Annotated in this window: 20 protein-coding genes; 5 read left to right on the top strand and 15 right to left on the bottom strand. The window is 41.7% G+C overall.

The window, feature by feature from the left end; all coding sequences use genetic code 11:
- The 4 genes from vnfG to H6G79_RS34405 form a co-directional block, all read left to right on the top strand.
- On the top strand, positions 1-463 hold a 463-nt coding region (gene vnfG / locus H6G79_RS34420; protein WP_199338591.1), incomplete at its 5' end, for a V-containing nitrogenase subunit delta.
- A 222-nt stretch (positions 464-685) separates the two neighbouring features.
- Entirely contained in the window at positions 686-2,077 is a 1,392-nt protein-coding gene (gene vnfK / locus H6G79_RS34415) for a V-containing nitrogenase subunit beta (protein WP_190594193.1), read from the top strand.
- A 132-nt stretch (positions 2,078-2,209) separates the two neighbouring features.
- A complete protein-coding gene (locus H6G79_RS34410) occupies positions 2,210-3,739 on the top strand; it encodes a nitrogenase component 1 (RefSeq protein ID WP_190594192.1) in 1,530 nt (509 codons plus the stop codon).
- Complete coding sequence (locus H6G79_RS34405; protein ID WP_190594191.1) at positions 3,724-5,112, top strand: nitrogenase component 1; 1,389 nt, start codon at positions 3,724-3,726, stop codon at positions 5,110-5,112. The genes H6G79_RS34410 and H6G79_RS34405 overlap by 16 nt, the downstream gene beginning before the upstream one ends.
- A 221-nt stretch (positions 5,113-5,333) precedes the next feature.
- On the opposite strand, the gene H6G79_RS34400 is transcribed toward H6G79_RS34405, so the two are convergent.
- The 3 genes from H6G79_RS34400 to H6G79_RS34395 all read right to left on the bottom strand — a co-directional run bounded on the left by H6G79_RS34400 (position 5,334) and on the right by H6G79_RS34395 (position 7,119).
- Positions 5,334-6,155: an NADPH-dependent oxidoreductase gene (locus H6G79_RS34400; protein ID WP_190594190.1), complete on the bottom strand. Its 822-nt coding sequence runs from the start codon at positions 6,153-6,155 to the stop codon at positions 5,334-5,336.
- A 63-nt stretch (positions 6,156-6,218) separates the two neighbouring features.
- Positions 6,219-6,410 (bottom strand): hypothetical protein, encoded by a 192-nt coding sequence (locus H6G79_RS36555; RefSeq protein WP_206758810.1) that lies wholly within the window; start codon positions 6,408-6,410, stop codon positions 6,219-6,221.
- 34 nt (positions 6,411-6,444) lie between these two features.
- On the bottom strand, positions 6,445-7,119 hold the full coding sequence (locus H6G79_RS34395; RefSeq protein ID WP_190594189.1) for a 2OG-Fe(II) oxygenase: 675 nt from the start codon (positions 7,117-7,119) through the stop codon (positions 6,445-6,447).
- A gap of 16 nt (positions 7,120-7,135) precedes the next feature.
- On the opposite strand from H6G79_RS34395, the gene H6G79_RS34390 reads away from it, so the two are divergent.
- Entirely contained in the window at positions 7,136-7,714 is a 579-nt protein-coding gene (locus tag H6G79_RS34390) for a TetR/AcrR family transcriptional regulator (protein WP_190594188.1), read from the top strand.
- A 55-nt stretch (positions 7,715-7,769) separates the two neighbouring features.
- Here the strand turns inward: H6G79_RS34390 and H6G79_RS34385 are convergent, their stop codons facing one another.
- The 12 genes from H6G79_RS34385 to H6G79_RS34330 form a co-directional block, all read right to left on the bottom strand.
- The gene (locus tag H6G79_RS34385) at positions 7,770-8,924 is read right to left on the bottom strand and encodes an ABC transporter ATP-binding protein (protein WP_190594187.1); all 1,155 of its coding nucleotides are present in this window, start codon (positions 8,922-8,924) and stop codon (positions 7,770-7,772) included.
- Positions 8,921-9,619, bottom strand: a complete 699-nt coding sequence (locus tag H6G79_RS34380) for an ABC transporter permease (protein ID WP_190594186.1) — start codon at positions 9,617-9,619, stop codon at positions 8,921-8,923. Before H6G79_RS34380 ends, H6G79_RS34385 begins: the two co-directional genes overlap by 4 nt.
- 96 nt (positions 9,620-9,715) lie before the next feature.
- Positions 9,716-10,597: a substrate-binding domain-containing protein gene (locus H6G79_RS34375; protein WP_190594185.1), complete on the bottom strand. Its 882-nt coding sequence runs from the start codon at positions 10,595-10,597 to the stop codon at positions 9,716-9,718.
- A 347-nt stretch (positions 10,598-10,944) separates the two neighbouring features.
- Complete coding sequence (nifV, locus tag H6G79_RS34370; protein WP_190594184.1) at positions 10,945-12,063, bottom strand: homocitrate synthase; 1,119 nt, start codon at positions 12,061-12,063, stop codon at positions 10,945-10,947.
- A gap of 172 nt (positions 12,064-12,235) precedes the next feature.
- Positions 12,236-13,366 carry a substrate-binding domain-containing protein gene (locus H6G79_RS34365; RefSeq protein WP_190594183.1) on the bottom strand — a complete coding sequence of 377 codons (1,131 nt, stop codon included), beginning with the start codon at positions 13,364-13,366 and terminating at the stop codon, positions 12,236-12,238.
- A 379-nt stretch (positions 13,367-13,745) separates the two neighbouring features.
- Positions 13,746-14,984 (bottom strand): substrate-binding domain-containing protein, encoded by a 1,239-nt coding sequence (locus tag H6G79_RS34360; protein ID WP_190594182.1) that lies wholly within the window; start codon positions 14,982-14,984, stop codon positions 13,746-13,748.
- A 383-nt stretch (positions 14,985-15,367) separates the two neighbouring features.
- Positions 15,368-15,718, bottom strand: coding sequence for a hypothetical protein (locus tag H6G79_RS34355; protein ID WP_190594181.1), 351 nt, complete (start codon positions 15,716-15,718; stop codon positions 15,368-15,370).
- 71 nt (positions 15,719-15,789) lie between these two features.
- The gene (gene nifH / locus H6G79_RS34350; RefSeq protein WP_190594180.1) at positions 15,790-16,617 is read right to left on the bottom strand and encodes a nitrogenase iron protein; all 828 of its coding nucleotides are present in this window, start codon (positions 16,615-16,617) and stop codon (positions 15,790-15,792) included.
- Positions 16,618-16,722: 105 nt separating this feature from the next.
- Positions 16,723-17,736 carry a cytochrome d ubiquinol oxidase subunit II gene (gene cydB / locus H6G79_RS34345; RefSeq protein WP_190594179.1) on the bottom strand — a complete coding sequence of 338 codons (1,014 nt, stop codon included), beginning with the start codon at positions 17,734-17,736 and terminating at the stop codon, positions 16,723-16,725.
- A 21-nt stretch (positions 17,737-17,757) separates the two neighbouring features.
- Positions 17,758-19,176, bottom strand: coding sequence for a cytochrome ubiquinol oxidase subunit I (locus H6G79_RS34340; protein ID WP_190594178.1), 1,419 nt, complete (start codon positions 19,174-19,176; stop codon positions 17,758-17,760).
- Between the two features lie 196 nt (positions 19,177-19,372).
- Positions 19,373-19,684, bottom strand: a complete 312-nt coding sequence (locus tag H6G79_RS34335) for a cytochrome c oxidase subunit II transmembrane domain-containing protein (RefSeq protein WP_190594177.1) — start codon at positions 19,682-19,684, stop codon at positions 19,373-19,375.
- A 118-nt stretch (positions 19,685-19,802) separates the two neighbouring features.
- The coding region (locus H6G79_RS34330; protein WP_277877400.1) for a CAAD domain-containing protein at positions 19,803-20,535 on the bottom strand (733 nt) is incomplete at its 5' end.

Raw genomic sequence — 20,535 nt, 5'->3', positions numbered from 1 at the left:
AGGTGCTGTGAATATGGCAAGAGATTTGTATAATGCCATTTATTCTCCTCTGATGCAGCTTGCTGCTTTCGATGTTCGTGATGATGCGCCTAAAGCACCTGCCAAGACAAAAGAAATTGAACACTTGAATGAAAAAGTGACAAATATCACAACCTACATTCAAGAGCGTTGTTTGTGGCAATTCCACTCCCGTGCATGGGACAGAGAAGAGAACATCAATGGTGTTATCAAAAAAGCCGCCGAACTCTTAAGAGGAGAAAGATCAGTTCAGGAAACACTGACTGACAAGCTGCATTATGCAGATGCAAAGATTTTGGTGTCTGAACTCAAACGCAATTTACCTTGGATCAAAGAGTTGGATAAAGAGCAAGTTAAGTCTGTATTAGAGTCAGTTAAGCAAAATCTAGTCGGTATTGCTATTTCTGGTTCTCTTAACGGTGAATTGCACCACTCTCTCTATTAATAAGAGTCTCACGCAGAGTCGCATACTTCGACTTCGCTCAGTAAGCAGAGGTGCAGAGAGGGTGAGAGAAACACAGAATCTATAAAATCTTCTCCCCAGTCGAACTTAGACAATCACCAACATAGAACTCAGAACTGCAAAATTTAGGCGGAATTCGATTCAAATATCGGTTCTGAGTTCTATTTCCCCCACACATTTCACCCTATTCTGGAGGCAATTTAGATGACTTTAGCTGTAAGTAAGAAAGAACGTGCTGGGGTAATCAATCCCATTTTTACCTGTCAGCCTGCGGGTGCTGAATATGCAACCATCGGTGTTAAAGATTGTATTCCCTTGGTGCATGGTGGACAAGGTTGCAGTATGTTTGTCCGCTTGATTTTTGCTCAACACTTGAAAGAAAACTTTGATATTGCATCTTCTTCACTCCATGAAGCTAGTGCGGTATTTGGTGGGATGCCACGGATCGAAGAAGGTGTGAAAACAATAGTAGCACGCTATCCTGATGTCCGTTTGATTCCCATCATCACCACTTGTTCTACTGAAACTATTGGGGATGACGTAGAAGGTACAATCAACAAAGTCAACAAATTCCTCAAAAAAGAGTATCCCAATCGGGAAGTGAAGTTGATTCCTGTACATACTCCTAGTTACCGTGGTAGTCAGGTGACAGGATATGATGCTGGTGTCACTTCCTTGATTACTAACTTGGCGAAAAAAGGTGAACCAAACGGTAAGTTAAACATCATTACTGGTTGGGTTAACCCTGGAGATGTGACTGAAGTTAAGCACATCCTCGGCGAAATGGGTGTTGAAGGTAATATCTTACTCGATACCGAAACCTTCAATGCTCCTACAATGCCAGATAGAAACAGCTTCACCTTTGGTAATACCACCATTGAAGATATTGCTGGTTCTGCTAATGCTGTGGGAACGATCGCTCTGTGCAAATATGAAGGTGGTAACGCCGCTAAATTCTTACAAGAGCAATTTGACGTTCCTGCGATCGTTGGCCCTACACCAATTGGGATCAAGAATACTGACGCTTGGCTACAAAATATCAAGAAACTAACTGGTAAGGCAATCCCAGAATCCTTGGTTATCGAACGGGGTAAAGCAATTGACGCTTTAGCTGACTTAGCTCACATGTACTTTGCTAACAAGCGTGTAGCTATTTACGGTGACCCCGATTTAGTAATTGGCTTGGCTGAGTTCTGTTTAGAAGTTGAATTAGAGCCAGTGTTGCTGTTGTTGGGTGATGATAACCAAGCTCCTTCCAAAGACCCCAGATTAGCTGAGTTAGAAAAGAGAGCAAATCACGCTGAGTATGACATCGAAGTGATTTGGAATGCTGACTTGTGGGAATTGGAAAGCCGCGTTAAAGAAAAAGGCGATATCGATTTGATTTTGGGTCATTCCAAAGGTCGTTATATTGCGATCGATAATCAAATTCCAATGGTACGTGTAGGCTTCCCCACCTTTGACCGTGCAGGTATGTGGAAACATCCTGTAATTGGTTATCGCGGTGCGGAATTTTTGGGAGATGCGATCGCTAATGCCTTGTTTGCAGACATGGAATACAAGCATGACCGCGAGTGGATCTTAAACGTTTGGTAAGAGTTTTCTAAACGCAAAGGTACGCGAAGTATAACGCAAAGGAACGCAGAGTTTCTCATCACCTCTTCTGCGTTCCTTTGCGCTCACCGTAAGGACTCTTGGCGTTTTTATAGAATATGGGAGAGAGGAATTATGGCAACAAAGATAGATGCAAATGTTGTATTTTACGGGCATTTAAGCGAACTGTATCAACTGGCAAAGGAAGGTAAGATTAAAACTACTTTGCAGGGTAGTCATACTCGACCTTGTAAGTTTTGGACTGCAACTAAGATTTTAAGTGGGATTAAGGATGCGATTGTTATTTCTCACGGGCCTAGTGGTTGTGCTTATGGGGTGAAGCGGGCGTATAAACTCACCAATAGCCGTAACAGTGGTTCTCCTTATGAACCTGTTGTTACTACTAATATGAATGAGAAAGCAGTAATTTTTGGTGGGGAAAAGGAATTACGCGGTGCGATTCTGGAAGTAGATCAAAAATATCATCCTGATGCGATCGTTGTTGCTACTAGTTGCGCGTCTGGGATTATTGGCGATTGTGTAGACGAAGTAGTGGGTAAAGCCCGTAGTGAAATCGACGCAGAAATCATGACGATACACTGCGAAGGCTTCGCAGGAGAGTATCGCAGTGGCTTTGATATTGTCTTTCGCCAAATTGTAGACTTCATGGAGCCGCCCACCCCAGAACGCCAATCACAACTAGCTGATTCTGTCAATATTGTGGGCGCGAAGATGGGGCCAGAAAGGACGGAAGTAGAAGGAGATGTCAAGGAACTGAAACGACTCATTAAGGGAATGGGTGCAAGAGTTCACAGTGTGATTGCTGGTGACTGCACATTAGAAGAACTCAAACAAGCACCAAGCGCAGCCGTTAACTGTACCTTATGTTTGGATTTGGGCTATACCATCGGTAAAGCTATGTCAGACAGATTCGGTACACCTTTAAATTCCACAATTCTGCCGTATGGTATCAGTGCTACAGAAAAATGGTTGCGCGGGGCAGCAAAATATTTAAAGATGGAAGCACAAGCAGAAGCCCTGATGGAACGGGAATATGCAGCCATTAAAACAGAATTTGAAGAAGCCAAGAAATATATCGAAGGTAAGTTAGCCATTATCGAAGGACATGACGCTATTAAGTGCTTGTCTATCGCCCACATGTTGGAACGTGATTTTGGGATGCGTGCTGTTATTTATAACTTCCATCCCTGGAGTACAGAAGCACGGGAAACCAGCGTAGATTACCTATTAGAAACTGGGTTAGACCCAGAAATTTTGATTACCAAGGGGACTTTAGCTTTTGGTAAGTACGAATCAATGAAGCAAACTGAAGATGAATTACTAGAATTTATCGGTGGTTTAGATGCTGATTCTGTAGTTTACTTCGGTTCTTCTTTGAGTTTCCCCCATATTCCCGTTGTGGATTTAAACGCCATCTTAAATCGTCCTAGATTTGGCTATCGCGGAGCTTTAAAGGTTGCTAAGTGTATTAAAACTGCCCTTCAGTATGGTTTTAGACCCCGCAGTTCCCTAACTAAGCAAATGGTATTCCCAAAAAACTCAGGATTAGCATCTGCTCAATCACTCACCGGAAAATTAGCCCAAGACTTGCCAGATTGCACCGTATATGCAGAAAAAAGGAGAGGAAAATGTTGTCAGGAATAATCAGCGAAAATTCTACCAAACCTTCCCAGCCACAACAACTGACTTTTAATAATTGCGACCACAGCAAAGACCCCATTGTTGGCTGTGCGTTAGAAGGTATTGCCAACATGGTAGCGGGGATTAAAGATGTCAGTATCGTGATTCACTCTCCCCAAGGTTGTGCCTCTACGGTGGCTGCTGGCTATGATAACCACGAGGTTGATTTCACTAAGCGAAAAGTCGGTTGTACGCGTCTTTTTGAGTCAGATATTGTCATGGGTGCGTCTGATAAACTCAAAGGTTTGATTAGAGAGGCAGATCAATCTTTCAACCCGAAAGTGATGTTTGTCGTTGGTACTTGCGCCGCAGATATTATCGGCGAAGATATTCAAGGCTTATGCAATAATATTCAGCCAGAAATCAACGCCAAGCTTGTACCTCTGCTGGCTGGTGGTTTTCGTGGTAATGCGTATGATGGCTTGGAAATGGGTTTAGAAGCTTTACTTCCTTTCATCCACAAAAGAAAGAAGCGGCGTGGTGGTAAAAAGCCCAGAATTGTGAATATTATTGCACCCCAAGCCAATGTCAATCCTACCTGGTGGGCTGACTTGGAATGGGTGAAGCAGACATTAAAATTCTTGAGAATTAAGGTACAGACAGTAATTTCTCACGGTACTTCCTTTGAAGAATTGGAACAAGCGGGTAACGCAACTGCCAATATTGTTCTCAGTCATGATGTGGGCTATAAGTTTGCACGGAAAATGCAGCAAACCCATGATATACCCCTAATTCTGGATGATATACCTTTACCTATTGGTGTGCAGAATACTACACGTTGGTTGAAAGCATTAGCAGCACATTTCAAAATAGACGAAAAAAGAGTAGAACCACTCATCAAAGAAGGTGAAAACAAAGTTGTCGAGACTCTACGCAAACGTGCATTGATGATTATTCCCCGATATCGCAACTGTAGAATTGCTGTGTCTGCGGATGGGACGATGGGTATCGGTTTGGTGAGAATGTTGTTTGAAGAGTTAGAAATGATTCCAGAAGTGTTGTTATTCCGTTCAGGAATGCGCGAATCTCGTTCAATTTTGGAGCGAGAATTACAAAGTATGGGTATTGCTCCCCGTGTAGTATTCTCTGCTGATGGGTATCAGATTAAACAAGCCTTGGCTGATGTTGATACTGATGCTGTGATTGGCTCGGCATGGGAAAAATACATGGCGGAGGAATTGGGAATTAAAATTGCTTTTGATGTATTTAGTCCGACTAACAGAGAGACTTATCTTGATAGACCATATTTTGGCTATGAAGGTATGATCAATATGATGGAAGTCATTGCTAACGATTGGGAAAGGGCTTTTCGTTCTAAACATATTCACTGGACTTAGAAGCAGTGCGATCGCTCTTCGGGAATGAGGAAGGGCGATCGCTTTCACGGTCACAGTATTAAATGCGATCAGTTACGCTGGGTGGTTACGCGATCGCACTTTTGGTTAGTGCTGGCAAGGGAAAACAATAGAACTGTTTCACAATGGAATAGTGAAAAGTTGAGCGCAGGAAACCAACGCTCAAGACTTTTCAAAACCGAGTTTTTTCTTATTGGATGGATTTACAATAACTTGAAGCCGAAGTTATTGAGAGTTTCGCGTAAATTTTTGCAGCCTTTGAGATAGTCTAGGGTGGCGATTCTCTCGGCGGAGTGTTCTGACCAATCACCTGCGACATTCATGTTTTGTTCGGTATAGAACTGTTTCATAATATCGTTATAGTGAGCGATCGCATCTTCTTGTTCTGCTAATTTATAAGTCTCCCGATGCAATATAGCTTGTTGGGGTAAACGTGGTTTTACTGCTGGTTGGACTTCAGGATTAGGAAAGCCTAAACACTGTCCAAATACAGGGAAGACAAAAGGCGGTAAGTTCAATAATGTGGCTACTTCTTGGGTATGGTTGCGAATTGCGCCTATGTATACTGTCCCTAAACCCAAGGATTCAGCGACTACAGTCACATTTTGCGCTGCTACGGAAGCATCGACTATGGCTTTTACCAAAAGTTCGGTGTATTCCAACGCAACATGAGCCAGTCCACGACTGTCAGCAATTTGAGCCAAACGTCCTAAATCGGCTAACCATACTAAGAATATTGGAGCTTGCTTAACATGGGCTTGATTATTGGAAAAACGATATAGTTCTTGTTTGCGTTCTTCATTTTCAACCGCTACCACACTCCAGCTTTGCAAATTTGCGGAAGTAGGCGCAGATTGAGCCGCAGCTACTAATAACTCGATAATTCCTAGTGGTAAAGGATCAGGTAAATAAGACCGGACTGAACGGTGAGATAATATTGTTCCGATAGAATCATTCCAGGGAATATTGTAATCAAAAGGAATTTCACCATAGCGCGAGCGCAAAACTTCTACAGGATTAGTCATAATTAAAAACTCCCAACATTTCAAAGTTACAAAAAACTCTCCGCCTCCCTCCGCGTTTATCAACTATTCTGGAAACAAAAACACAATCTTAGCCAAAGATTCCAATTCACCTGATGAATAATAATCAGAGTAAATATCGACTGCTAACATTTCTCTTACTGACATAACAAAAGAGATAAATACAAGCAAAACAAACAGTGCAGGAATAATTTGTTTCCGAAGTCTTGAGAAATGATAAATTCTACTATTCATCATCAATTTTTCCTAGAAAATAATTAGGAGGTATTCACTAAACATTCCGAAAAAAAGCTACTCGTAAAGCCAACCGACTTTCAGACATAGGAGAAGTAACCGGAGTTACCATGTGCCAAGAATTATCAGAACGTACAATCACAACTGAAGAATGACTCAAAGGTAAAATATCTCGAAAAGCCGAATCCGGTTCAGAGTCTTTGAGAATCCGCAAACAGCCACCCCAATTTTCTGACCATTCTTGATTGAAAAATAGCAGATGAGTTAAAACTTTATTCGGTTCATCTGTATGGGGAAAATGTTGATGTCCTGATTTATATTGACGAAATCCAATATCCATTACACAATCTGTCAAATCTAAGCCAGTCATATCTCCCAAAGCTTGACGATAAGCATTTGTCCAGAGTCCTTCTATTAAATTTCGCCACGCATGACTGAGGTGTTTTAAATCAGAAGTGAGTTTTCCTTGTGCAAGTCGTTGTCGCCAGCGATCATCTTTAAATTTGAGTAGTAAAGGAATATCTTGACTAGAAGCAATTATCTTTCCCCAGTAATAGCCGTAACCCTCTCCTGTTGATAGAAAAAAATCTTGTTTTGGAAAACTGGCGGTTAATTCTAGACTTACTTCTTTTGATAATAAGTCTTTAATTAAAGCCCAATGATACGGAACTTTTTGGATGACTGCGGTACGAATAGATTGGAGATTTAGCATGATTTGGTTAAGGTAGATGACTAAACTGAAAACAAAACGTAAATCTGTCTACAATCGCATTTTGCAAACAGCATCAGATTTGTTTTATCGGGAGGGGATTCGCAATGTCGGTATTGACAGAATCATTGCGGAATCTGGTGTAGCAAAAATGTCGTTGTACAATCATTTCAAGTCAAAAGATGCTTTGATTGAAGCTTGGTTGCGACAAGAGGATGAAAAATGGTGTAATTGGCTAAAAACCACTGTTGAACAACAAACTTCTGAGCCTGCTAAACAACTTTTGGCAATCTTTGACGCTTTAAGAGAATGGTTTGAAAGTCCAGATTTTCGAGGTTGTGCATTTATTAACGCCTCAGTAGAATTAGCTAATCCTGACCATCCTGGGTATCGAGTAGCACTAGAACATCAACAAGCGATTTACCACTACATCAAAACTCTCGCTCAAGCCGCAGAAGTTACATCACCAGAACAATTAGCTAGACAACTGCTCTTGCTTGTACAAGGTGCGATTGTGGTTGCCATGATGGAAGGTAGTTGGTCAACCGCATCACAGGCGAAGAAGGCGGCGGGGTTGTTGATTCAGGCGGCGATTTAGGAATGGGGATTGGGGACAAGGGGGACAAGGTAGAATTTATTTCTTCTCAGCACTCTTAAACGAAATGTGCATCTCTGGGATGGAATGCGAGTTTAATCAAGCTGTGATGGTAAACATTTTCTGATACGTCATTGCGAGGGACTCTGGCGGTTACGGTTTGTTCTCCCACTTTCACCTTAATAGTATAAGTTCCTACACCACGTACAATCCGTTCTACCCTGCCTTGAATAGAGACTGATCCTGGCTGTTGCGGAATTGCAGAACGTGTATCGTCAATATGGAAAGCATCGCCGGATAGACAACAGGCGGTGATGGGTGCGTTAATTTCGCCATAATATGAAAACTCCATAGTGTTAGCTAACTTAATCAAATAACCACGCTGTTCTGGTTCTATTTGACAAGGGATGACGTTATCCATACCGACAAGTCTGGCGAGTTGGTGGTTAGCTGGGCGACGGATGAGCATTTCTAACTTATCGTCTTGGATAATTCCACCGTCAAATAAAGCGATCGCGCGATCGGCAAAATTCAAGATATCTGTAAAGTTATGGCTGACTAATATCACCGCCGCCCCTCTAGCTTCCGCCCATTGGCGAATTTTCTCAATGATTTGCGGACGAATTGCCACATCTAAATAAGCGGAAGGTTCATCTAATAACAGCAATTCTGGATCAGCTACTAACCCACAGGCAATACACACCCGCTTACCTTCGCCACCAGAAAGGGCGCGGGCTTGTCGATGTGCTAAATGTTCACAGCCGAATGTTTCCAGGGCAGCATATACCCTATGCTTAATTTGATGTTTTGGTACACCGCGAAACTGTAAGACTCTGGCAACATTATTAAATACAGTGTCATCCAAGAGTAATGTTTCTTGAAACACCAATGCAGAACGACGACGCAAGGCTGTTTGATTAACTTGACGTGCATCCTGTCCAAATAATTGCATTTCTCCACGGTAGGACTGCAACATATTGATGGTTCTTAACAGGGTGCTTTTACCTGCACCATTAGGGCCAACTACGGCGACAAGTTCCCCTGGACGCACAGCGAAATTATCAATTGATAGGATATTTTTCCGGCTTTTGCTATCAACCTTTACCTGACGCATATTCAGGATATATTGATTGACTTCCTCCTGATTTTCCTGTGATTTTGTGGGAGGGGATTCTAAATTGACAAACGACTTTAACTTATGCAATTTACTCATAACATTTTCTTATCGTGCTGCAAGATAGTCAGCGACACAACAATGCCGTAGGTGATGAACAGGAGAATGTAAGCGATCGCCATCGCCACATCAAAGTTACCTTTTTCTACCTCCGTCACAATGGCTGTAGTTAAAACTCGCGTCTGTCCTTTGATATTTCCCCCCACCATCATCGAAGCCCCAACTTCCGAGATGACGCGACCAAAACCGGCAATAATAGCAGCTATCAAGCCAAGTTTTGCTTCCTTAATTAATAACCAATGAGCTTGCCAAGGTGTCGCCCCCATTGATAATAATTGCCAACGTAGTTTCGGATTAATACTGAGGATGGCAGCAAAACTAAAACCTGCAACTATCGGGAAAGCAATAATAGTTTGAGCGATAATCATGGCGGTGGGTGTGTACATTAAATCCAAGTCACCCAAAGGGCCGGAACGCCACAAAAATAGACTGACAACCAAGCCAACCACCACAGGCGGTAATCCCATCCCAAAGTTAACGACACTGTTTAATACAGGTTTCCCAATGAAATCTTCTAAAGCCAACCACAAACCCAAAGGAACACCCAACAACACACTAATAGTTGTCGCCACTCCAGAGACTAACAATGTTATTGTCATTACTTCAATAACATCGTGATCGCCACTAATTAATAACTCTAGAGCCTTATTCGCTCCATCAATGATTGTATCCACGAGTCTCTTAAAAATCGAAGAAATACTGAAATGTGCAGTCACCCAAAATCACTCTTGCTTTCTACCTTTGCGCCTTAGCGTGAGCTTTTAAAAAGACTAAAACCCATAATCCTTTTCACTCTTACCCCCATCAACAAAAAACAATGGCTGTCCAAATTCTTGCCTACCGTGAGCAGCAATTATTCTCTGTCCTTCAGGAGATAGAACAAAATCAATAAAAGCTTTAGATCCCGCACTATTAACTCTGGGGAATTTCTGCGGATTTACTTGCATCACATGATAAAGATTTAATAATTTCCTATCTCCTTCTACTAACACTTGTAAAGAAGTAAGATTTTTTTTCTGAAATATATATGTTGCCCTATCGGCTAAAGTATATCCCAGTTTTTGATTAGCAACTTGTAAAGTTCTCGCCATTCCTGACCCTGTTTGTTGATACCAAACACCAGCAGGTTTAATGTTTGCTTGTTGCCATAAATCTTTCTCTAATTTATTTGTACCTGAATCATCACCTCTAGATACAAATAATGCTTGGTTTTTAGCAATTGCATTAAACGCTTGCACAGCATTTTTATTGCCTCGAATCTTGGCTTTATCAGGATTACCTGGCCCTACAATTACAAAGTCGTTGTGCATAACTAAACGCCGATTAGTCACCGCACCACCTTGTAAAACTTTGCGTTCGGCTTTGGGTGAATTAACAAATAGCGCGTCAACTTCGCCTTTTTCCGCTAAGGCTAAAGCTTTTCCAGTTCCTACTGCAACTTTTTTGAGTCGATAGCCTGTTTTTTTCTCAAATGCTGGAACTAAATCATCAAGCAATCCACTATCTTCGATGCTAGTTGTCATGGCGACAATGACATTGCGATTTCTCGCAGATTGAGCATTTACTTGTGGTATTAACAAGTTACTAGTGTCAGCAGTTACAATTGCTAAACAAGAAGCTAAAGCTGCAATGATTAATCTTCTTTGAACCATATAACCTCTCAGGATTTACACAGATTAAGCCAAATGATAATTTTGGGTGAATTTTTATGGCGTTGTTGATTTGTGGGATGATTTTTACTCACGCAGAGACGCAGTGAGCAGTCCGTTGGGCGGCTTTGCCGACTTGAAGGAACTGCGAACCCGAAGGGAGGCGCGGAGAATAAGAGTTTGAGAGATTGTATTTTTGATTTTCATCCTCACATTCCGCAATGCCAGTATTTTAAATATGCTTTGAATTTTTTTATGAAATTCTGAGTCTTTTTACTGACTCAGCAAGTATTAATCACAGAATTAATTACACTGTTGAGAGATAATTTCCCCTCTATTCCCCCAGGTTTTTAGCTTTGGGGAACTAAACTTAGTAGTTCTTCAACGGTGAGGCTGCGTTTAGTTTTGACTGATTGATGGCGTACTGCATCTAATACTGATTGAATTTCGGCTTGACCGAGGGTAATACCGTTTTGTTGTAGGACGCTGAGTAAGAGATGGCGACCGGAATGTTTACCTACTACTAAACGTCGTTCCCAACCTACGTCTTCTGGTGCAAATGGTTCATAGGTGATGGGGTTTTGCAGTACGCCATGAGCATGAATCCCTGATTCGTGTGCAAAGGTATTTTCACCGACGATCGCTTTCCAAGGAAGAACGGGAAAGTTAGTAGCTTTGGAGACTAATTTTGATACTTCTACGAGTCTTTTGGTATCAATTCCTGTGGGTATATCGTAGAGATATTTGAGTCCCATCACTACTTCTTCTAAGGGTGCATTTCCGGCTCGTTCACCTATACCATTGACGGTGGTGTTCACAGATATCGCCCCAGCTTTCACACCGGCTAAGGTGTTCGCCAAGGCCATACCAAAGTCGTCATGTGTGTGCATTTCGATGACAATTGATAGGTGCGATACTAGATGGCTAACTTTTTTGTAGGTGGTTGTGGGATCAAGAACTCCTACAGTATCACAAAAGCGAAACCGAAACGCGCCCCATTCTTGAGCAGATTGGGCAACTTCTAATAGAAAGGATTCATCGGCTCTGGAAGAATCTTCGCCACCGACGGAGACAGATAAACCGCGATCGCACGCAAAATTAATTGCATCCCGGAGTTTATCTAAGACTAACTGTCGTTGTCCTTTGAACTTAGCGGCTATCTGAATATCGGAGACGGGAACAGAAACATGAACTCTATCCAAACCACAATCTATAGATGCTTGGATATCCGACAAATTCGCCCGATTCCAGCCAAGTAGTTTGGCATTTAATCCCAATTTGGCAATCCTTGTAATCGATTCGGCTTCTTCATGTCCCATTGCGGGAATGCCAACTTCTAATTCGTGGACACCTATAGAATCGAGTAGAGAGGCGATCGCAATTTTTTCTTCAACATTAAAGGCTATACCCGCCGCCTGTTCCCCATCTCTCAAGGTTGTATCGTTGATGTAAATAACCTGATTGTTCATAGTAAATAAATGACCAATGGTTTAACTCTGAGTAGAACGCGATGAAACAACAAAACTATTTCTAGAAAGATTAAATCGCCTCCAACCCTATACCCTCTTGATTTCCAAGGGGTATAGGGGAAAGGGAAAATTCCTTGATTGCGACTTCCCACTACTTCTCACACAATCCCGATTAAATAGTTGCGACAACTTCGCCAATGTCGCTAATGTCATAACCACCTAGAACTTCTAATTGTGATTGCACTAATCGATGTCCTAAGATACTCAAAAATTGCTGGACTGGTGCTTCTTCTAAGTATTCTTTGAGAATCACTAAGTCATATCGTGCTTGATGCAAGGGGATAAACCCCAAACCAAAAGCCGCCGCTACAGAAGCCGTACTCACCCCCGCATCAGCGATACCTGCGGCGATAGATAAGGCTACATCTTGGTGACTATGGACAATATGCTCATATCCTTTAATTGCGGTTGCTGATACCTCTTCTTCTTTTAGTTTGCGTTCTAAAAGCATCCGACTACCAGAACCCGGTTCACGGTTAATGATTGTGGCTTCTAGTTCCACCAAGTTAGATAAGGATTTGATTTCCATTGGGTTTCCTGGTGCAACAACTAGCCCTTCTTCCCAAATGCCCAAAGTAATTAAAACTGCACTTCTACCACCTAAAACTTCTCGCGCAAAAGGAATGTTATGTTCTCCTGTTTGCGGGTCATACAAGTGCATCCCTGCAATGTGAACCTCACCCCGGTTTAAACTACGCAAGGCAGCCATACTATTAGCAAAGTGATAATGAACCCGTAGCTGGGGATGCCAGCGTTCGGTTGCCCTCGCTAAAAAGGAAATAACTGGCGTACAACCGGCGATGACAACTGTATTTTGCAGTTTGTCTAAATCATCAAGCAGGCTTACTTGGACTTTATTCGTATGTGTCTGACTCTCTGCTTTACCGTCAGCAGGAATCATTTCCATCCGAAAGGCTTCCTTGCCCACGAGAGGATAAGCTATCCATTGACCACCAACCTTTGCTAGACTGACTCTCAGTTGTTGTCCAGTGGGGACTGGTTTCGCCAGAACTGCTTCAACTTCTGGTAAATCATCTTCTAACCAAAATAAGTTTTCGACTTGACAACCCAGTGCTTTAGCTAAACGTAAAGTAATGGCGACAGAAGGCGCATATTGTCCAGATTCCACACCACTAATCGTCTGACGGGTTACGCCAGCTATATTAGCCAAATCTTGCTGGCTCATGCCTAAACGGGTTCTGATCGATTTGATGTTGTTGCAGATATTGATATCTAGCTTCATGAGACTTTATCTACTCCGTGACAAGAAGCTACCACGAGCAAATTTAATCTGCTGAGGTAATGAAGTAGCCTTCTTGTATATATTTTGAGAAGACCTATGATTGTGTTTAGATGACTGCATACATATTGCTTTATTTGCCAACTTTGTATTTTCGTGGCAAATAAGTTGAATTTGTTGCTAGTTGATGGATTGGTTTTTATTCCCCCTAACGCAAGTTTAGCATACATATTGCAAAAATAATTGCCTAATAAAAAACTTTTTATACCTCTATTTTTCTGGATTACTGTATCATCAGATACAGATTTTTATGACTTTAATTCTATTAGTTGATCAAGCGATCAAAATTTCCCGAAGAAATTAAGAGTCATACTGTTTAACTTTAAACATTTGCTATGACTTCCCCAATATTGCTAGTGTCATAGCCGCCGAGAACCTCTAATTGCGATCGCACCGCCCGATGTCCCAAAATATTGATAAATTGCTGTACTGGTGCTTGTTCCAAGTATTCTTTTAAAATCACCAAGTCATACCGTGCTTGATGTAAAGGGATAAATCCCAACCCAAAAGCCGCCGCTATTGATGCGTTACTGATACCTGCATCAACCATACCCGAAGCTACAGAAAAGGCAACTTCTTGATGGTTGTGGGCGATACGGTCAAACTGTTTCACACTTTGGAATGGTACTCTTTGTTCTTGAAGCTTGCGTTCTAAAAGCGTCCGCCCCGCAGAACCCGCTTCATGAGTAATAATAGTTGCGCCAAATTCCACTAAATCGGCAACGGTTTTCACTCCCATTGGGTTTCCTGGTGGGACTAATAATCCTTCTTGCCAAACTCCAAGAGTGATTAAAATTGCATTTCTGCCAGCTAAAGCTTCTCGCGCAAAGGGAATGTTATGTTCCCTAGATTTGGGATCGTATAAGTGCATCCCCGCAATGTGAACTTCACCCTGGCACAGACTACGTAAAGCTTTCCTACTGTGGGCAAAACGATAATGAACTCGCAGTTTGGGATGCCAGCGTTCAGTGGCTTTTGCCAATACGGAAAGCACAGGTGTACAAGCAGCAATCACGACTGTATTTTGTAACCTGTCAATATCATCTAGCAGTCGCACCGAGACTTTATTGTTTTTGAAATGGCGTTGGGCTTCTTCCTGAGAGTAAATGTTACTACTTTTTACCAGACCCTGTGCCACTGCTATCTCGGAAGATAATGGCAGTTCAGTAATGTTGGTGAACTTTTTCGCTGTAACTATCTCACCATCAGATGGAATCATTTCAATGCGAAAAGCATCGTTTCCCACAAGAGGATAAGCTATCCATTGTTCTCCCACCTTTGCCAGAGTAACTTGTGATGACTGTTCTGGAACAACTGACCCAGCAATTGAAGCCTCAATTTCTGGGAAATCTTCATCTAGCCAGAACAAGTCCTCTACTTTGCAGGCAAGTGCTTTGGCTAAACGCAGACACATCGATATAGAAGGCGCATATTGCCCCGATTCTAGACTGCCAATGGTCTGGCGCGTGACACCAACGATGTTAGCCAAATCTTGCTGGCTCAAGTCTAAGCGAGTTCTAATTGACTTGAGATTATTAAAAAGATTCACATCCGTTTTCATCAGGCAGTATCTCTCCGTTAGAAAAAGCCGCAGGGAAAAAAGTTAACCTACCAGGACAATCACAAAGGATTGAGGATTTGACGAGCGTTGTGGAAGGTTATATTTAGTGCTGAGAATATTTATCTGAATCTTAGCAAGTATATCATACACGTCGCAAATATTCTTAACAAAATTGTTGAAGAAGAATCCAGAAGTCAGAATTTAGTAGTCAGAACAAGAGCGTGGAGGATTTAGACCCGTTTATTCATTCGTCACTCGCACAGAACTCAATTGGAGAATTCTGGCTCCTGAATTCTGCTTTGATAATAAGTCTTTTCCCGAACACAATATGAGAGCCAAGAAAAATTGCTAAATACTGTTAATTTATATACCAATCAGTTGTTCTACTGTTCTAAATACTGCGATACCAACAGTTGGAGTTCTAACCATAATACGGGGTCTTTTTGTTTTAATGTGGAGCAGCGATCGCGGATAATGCGTGTAGCATTCATACAAAGAGCGTTGGCTATTCCCATATCTTGAGCGACACTTCTAAAAGTTCCGGTAAAACCATTAACCGAAGCAAAAACTTGATGAGGAGCAAAAATCACAAAATATTGTAGAAGTTTTTGTGGTCTTCCCCAATAAGAGTAGACAAGTTCGACATGGCAATATGGCAGCAAAGCACTCAGTTCAGGACAGCGTTCTTTAACTACGGTAGTAAATTTATCAACTAAGGTTTCTTCAGTCAGCATTCTCAAAATGCTCCTTGATTTAGAATATGTGGGTGTGAGGGTTTAGGGGTGTAAGGGTGTGGGGGGAATATTTAGACGCTCAAAACTCCCGAATTGAGCAACAGTTCTTCTAGCTGTTCATCAGACAAAGGTTTGGGAATGACAAAATTGGTGTTTTGGTCAATTGCTGTGGCTAGATGACGGTAATGCTGTGCTTGTTCGCAATGAGGTGCATACTCAATCACCGTCTGACTATAAAATTCCGCTTGCTGTACAATGTTGTCTCTGGGAATAAAGGCAATCATTTGAGTTCCTAATTGTTCTGCAAAGGTATGAACTAAATCATCTTCTTGCTCAATATTGCGAGAGTTACAAATTAAGCCTCCCAGCCGCACACCGCCAATAACCGCATATTTGTGAATCCCCCGACAGATATTGTTAGTGGTGTACATAGCCATAATTTCGCCAGAAGTAACGATATAAACTTCCTGCGCTTTTCTTTCCCGCATCGGCATGACAAAGCCACCGCACACCACACTACCCAAACCATCATAAAAAGTGTAATCAAGTTGGAGTTTTTCATCATAAGCACCCAGTTGTTCTAACAAGCCAATGGATGTAATTACACCCCTACCTGTACATCCCACCCCAGGCTCAGGGCCGCCAGATTCCACACAAAAGGTCTTACCCCAGCCTTCTTTGCATAAATCTTCTAAATGCAAATCGTCTGATTCTTGACGCAACGTGTCGAGTACAATCTTTGGGTGCATTCCTCCTAACAACAGCCTGGTAGAATCAGCCTTGGAGTCACATCCAACCACCATCACTTTACGACCCATTTCAACTAAACCAGCTACCATGTTTTGAGTAGTTGTAGATTTACCAATGCCCCCTTTACCATAAATAGCAATCTTCCGCATGACGTTAACCGATAGAAAGAATTTGTTTCACGCAGAGGCGCAAAGGCGCGGAGAGTAAGAGAACTTTGCGTACCTCTGCACTTACCTTAGCGTTCCTCTGCGTTTCTACTCCCCATAATGAGGGCTAACAACTTTACCTCTAAATACCCGGTAAAGATAGATGTTGTAGAACAGTAGAATCGGGACAAAAAAGCCGATGAAAGCAATCATGAAGGCTTGAGAACTCAAAGAGGAAGAAGCTTGATAAATTGTGATTTGGAAGGGAATAATGTAGGGAAATACGACGAAAGCCAAGGCCAGAATAGTGATCAAGAAAAGTACAATTGTCCAGATAAAGGGCATGATTTCTTGACGGTGGTTGATACTATTCATCAGTAATCCGGCTGCAACGGTCGCTAAGACGGGAATAGCAGCAAATATCAAGACTTCTGGTTGATGAAATAGCCTTTCTTTGACTTGTTCGTAAAACATTGGTGTCGCAATTGTCAGGACTAATGCACCCAAGTATGTGGTGATGGCACTAAATTTGGCGGTGATATAGTGATATCGTTTGAGTTCACCTTCTGTTTTGGTAATCAAATAAGTTGAACCAATCAATACATAGCCTTGAACAACTGTTATCGCTACTAATATTGATGGTAAATTCAACCAATCCCAAGTCCCACCAATAAAGTTTCCGGCTGCATCAACTTTAATTCCCGCAATTACGCCGCCTAATACTAATCCTTGGGAGAAAGCAACTAACAAACTACCTCCACCAAAACCGATATTCCAAAAGGTTTTGTCTAGAGAATGTTCCCGAAATTCAAAGGCGACGGCGCGGAAGATAAACCCAATCACCATCATGGTAATCGGAATGTAGAGGGCATTAACGATAGTAGCGTAAGCCAGGGGGAATGCTCCATACAATAAACCCCCTGTACACACTAGCCAAGTTTCATTCGCATCCCAAACGGTGCTGAGGGTGTTGATAATGATCCCCCGTCGCCCTTCGTTAGCAGCAGTTAGGGTCAAAATGCCTACGCCTAAATCAAAGCCATCGGTAATTAAGTACAAGGTGAGGAACAGGGCAACAAGTCCAAACCAAAGTAGTGGTAGAGTGGTGCTTACGGATTCCATGAGAGTTGTATTTTTTGGGTATTAATTGTGTACGGTTTCGCTGATTTGTATGGTGTTGCTGTGTTGTAAACTTTGATGTGGTAAAGGAACACCTAAGTTTGGCCCTTGAAGAACTATCCGACGACCAAAGTATAAGGCGCAACCCAACAATAATAGATAGATACTGGTGTAACCCAGGAGTGAAATTAAGACGTTGCTGGCTGGGACATTAGAAACAGCATCGGCTGTGCGAATTTGTCCATACACAATCCAAGGTTGTCTACCAACTTCTCGTACCATCCAACCAGATTCGACGGCGACATAACCCAAGGGTGCAGCTAATATCCACGCTCGCATTAACCAAGTTTGGGTGGTGATATTTTCCACAGTCAGCTTACCGCGCAACCATTGAACGACGCTGACACCCATCAAACCCAGGAAAAAGAAGGCAATACCTACCATGATGCGGAAGGTATAGAATATCAAAGAAACTGCATGGGGTCGGTCTTCTGGCTTCCACTCATTTAAACCCAGTACAGGTTCAGAAAGTTTGGGCTTCATTTCCAAAACCATACCTAAACCATTAGGAACACTGAGTGACCAATTATTCTTGTTCTCTTTGTCATTGGGTGCAACTAAAACATTCCAAGGTGCTGATTCACCTGCGGGTACAGTGTCCCATAAAGCCTCGATCGCAGCTAATTTACTGGGTTGGTTGTGGTATACTTCCTCACCACTAAAGTGACCGACTAGAATTTGTAGGGGTGTGACAAGAATAGCAAGTGCGATCGCAATCTTGAAAGACTTGCTAAAAAACTCCTCATAACGCTTGTTGAGGAGATACCAAGCACTAATCCCACCAATCACAAACAAAGCGGTTTCGAGAATCGCCAAGATCATGTGAAACCAACTATTCAAAGCTGCGGGGTTAAAGATGGCTTCTAGATAACTGTGAACCAGAAATTTACCATTCACCATTTCTCCACCGGCTGGTGTTTGCATCCAAGAGTTAGCAACAATAATCCAGAAAGATGAGAGACTAGCACCAACAGCTACACATAAAGTTGCGAAGAGGTGCATCAGTGGTGGTATTTTATTCCAGCCATAAATCATAATCCCCAAGAAAGCAGCTTCTAGCATAAAGGCCATCGTACCTTCAAAGCCTAAAATACTGCCTAAAAAATCACCCACAGCTAAAGAAAATGGGGCCCAGTTTGCACCAAATTCAAATTCAATCGCCACACCAGAAGCCACACCTAAACCAAAATTCAGAATGTATAGTTTTGACCAAAAACGTGCATGGTAATAAAAAGTAGGATTTTTGGTTTTTAGCCATAAAATCTCGACAACAAATAAATACCAAGACATCCCAATGGTGAGGATAGGCCAAAACATGTGAAAGATGCTGGTGACTGCAAATTGAAGACGCGACAGCATCACCGTATCTGAGAATAAATTCATCGTGTGTTCTCCAATTTTGAGTTCTGATTTATTTAGTTAAGTTCACTGTTCACACATCATGCTTATTTGTTGCTGCATTTTGATTTTGGGTGGTATTTCCTGTTACTTGTTCATCTGTGAGGATATGGGATTGTGTAAAAGTCTCTTTTCCTTGAATACCCATACCTTCATAGATTTGATAGCTATAACCTGCAATTCAAAACACTAAGAAGATAGGAATTGCTGTCCAGATAATTTCGAGGGTGATATTTCCATCAATCGGAGAACCATCAGTAATATCAGAATTATCGGCTCGATGCAAAACTAATGAATAAATCAAGACTCCAATAACTCCGAGAAAGATAAATGAGCCGATGCTAATTAAGAAACTAATTGCATCATCAATGAGGCGTGATTCTGCTGTGGCTTGAGTAGGTAGCCAATAATATGCTATTCGTCCTATTCCCAGACTACCAACAGTTGATGTCAGTGCGATCGCACTCAAACTCAAGATATTTCTGATGTTCATAGCAGCATCTTGTTGCAAGCTACACAGATAAATTTGTACTGCAAATATTACATCCCTTCCCAATAAAGGAAGGGGTTAGAGGTAAGACATTAAGTCTCTTAATTTCACACTTAAGACTTCACACTTCTAAATCTTTTCCATAAACAACTTCTTGCTGAACCTGTTTAATTTTTGTCGCTAATTCTCGGCGGGAATTAGCTTTCAGAAGATATCGCAATACAAACCAGACAACATAAACAATTCCCACAAACTCAAAAGTTAAATTGATAAAGGGAATGTCATTGATTGTATACAGTAAAACCAAGAGTAACTTGACTGTAAACAACAGCCCAATAGTTAAAGCAATACCAGCAACTATTCGTTTAACTTCATGATAAAACTTACCAAATAATTGAGGAATTTTTCTTAAAAACCCCCAATATTCTCGGAGAATTTGTAACCATTCTGGTGACTTTTGTTGATTAGTTGGCAATGCTTGAGCCTCAACTGGTAAAATTTGAGCTTCAGTGATGACTTCGCTAGAGGTAATATCAACAGATTTCAATTGTTCTAGATTACTTTCCATAACTCTCCCATTTTTGTGAGTGAAATTTAAATTCAAGTATTCGGTATTAGACAAGTCTGTGACACCATGACTTGGTTCATTAGATATTTCCATGATTGTTACTTCTTTAACTAAGATTTCGTCGGTTATTTGGATATCGATAGGGATGTTATTTTGCTGCTCAAATACACGGGGTAAGTTTAATTCTGCGTCTTGTATTTGCTCATCACGAACATCGAAAGCAGCAAGCTGCATCAAAGGAGAATAAATGGCATTGTACAAGTCACGCGCCATATTCACCGCACCC

It is taken from the genome of Anabaena sp. FACHB-83 (assembly GCF_014697485.1).
In the GTDB taxonomy this organism is placed as follows: domain Bacteria; phylum Cyanobacteriota; class Cyanobacteriia; order Cyanobacteriales; family Nostocaceae; genus Nostoc_B.
This window is presented reverse-complemented; position numbering and strand designations above follow the sequence as displayed.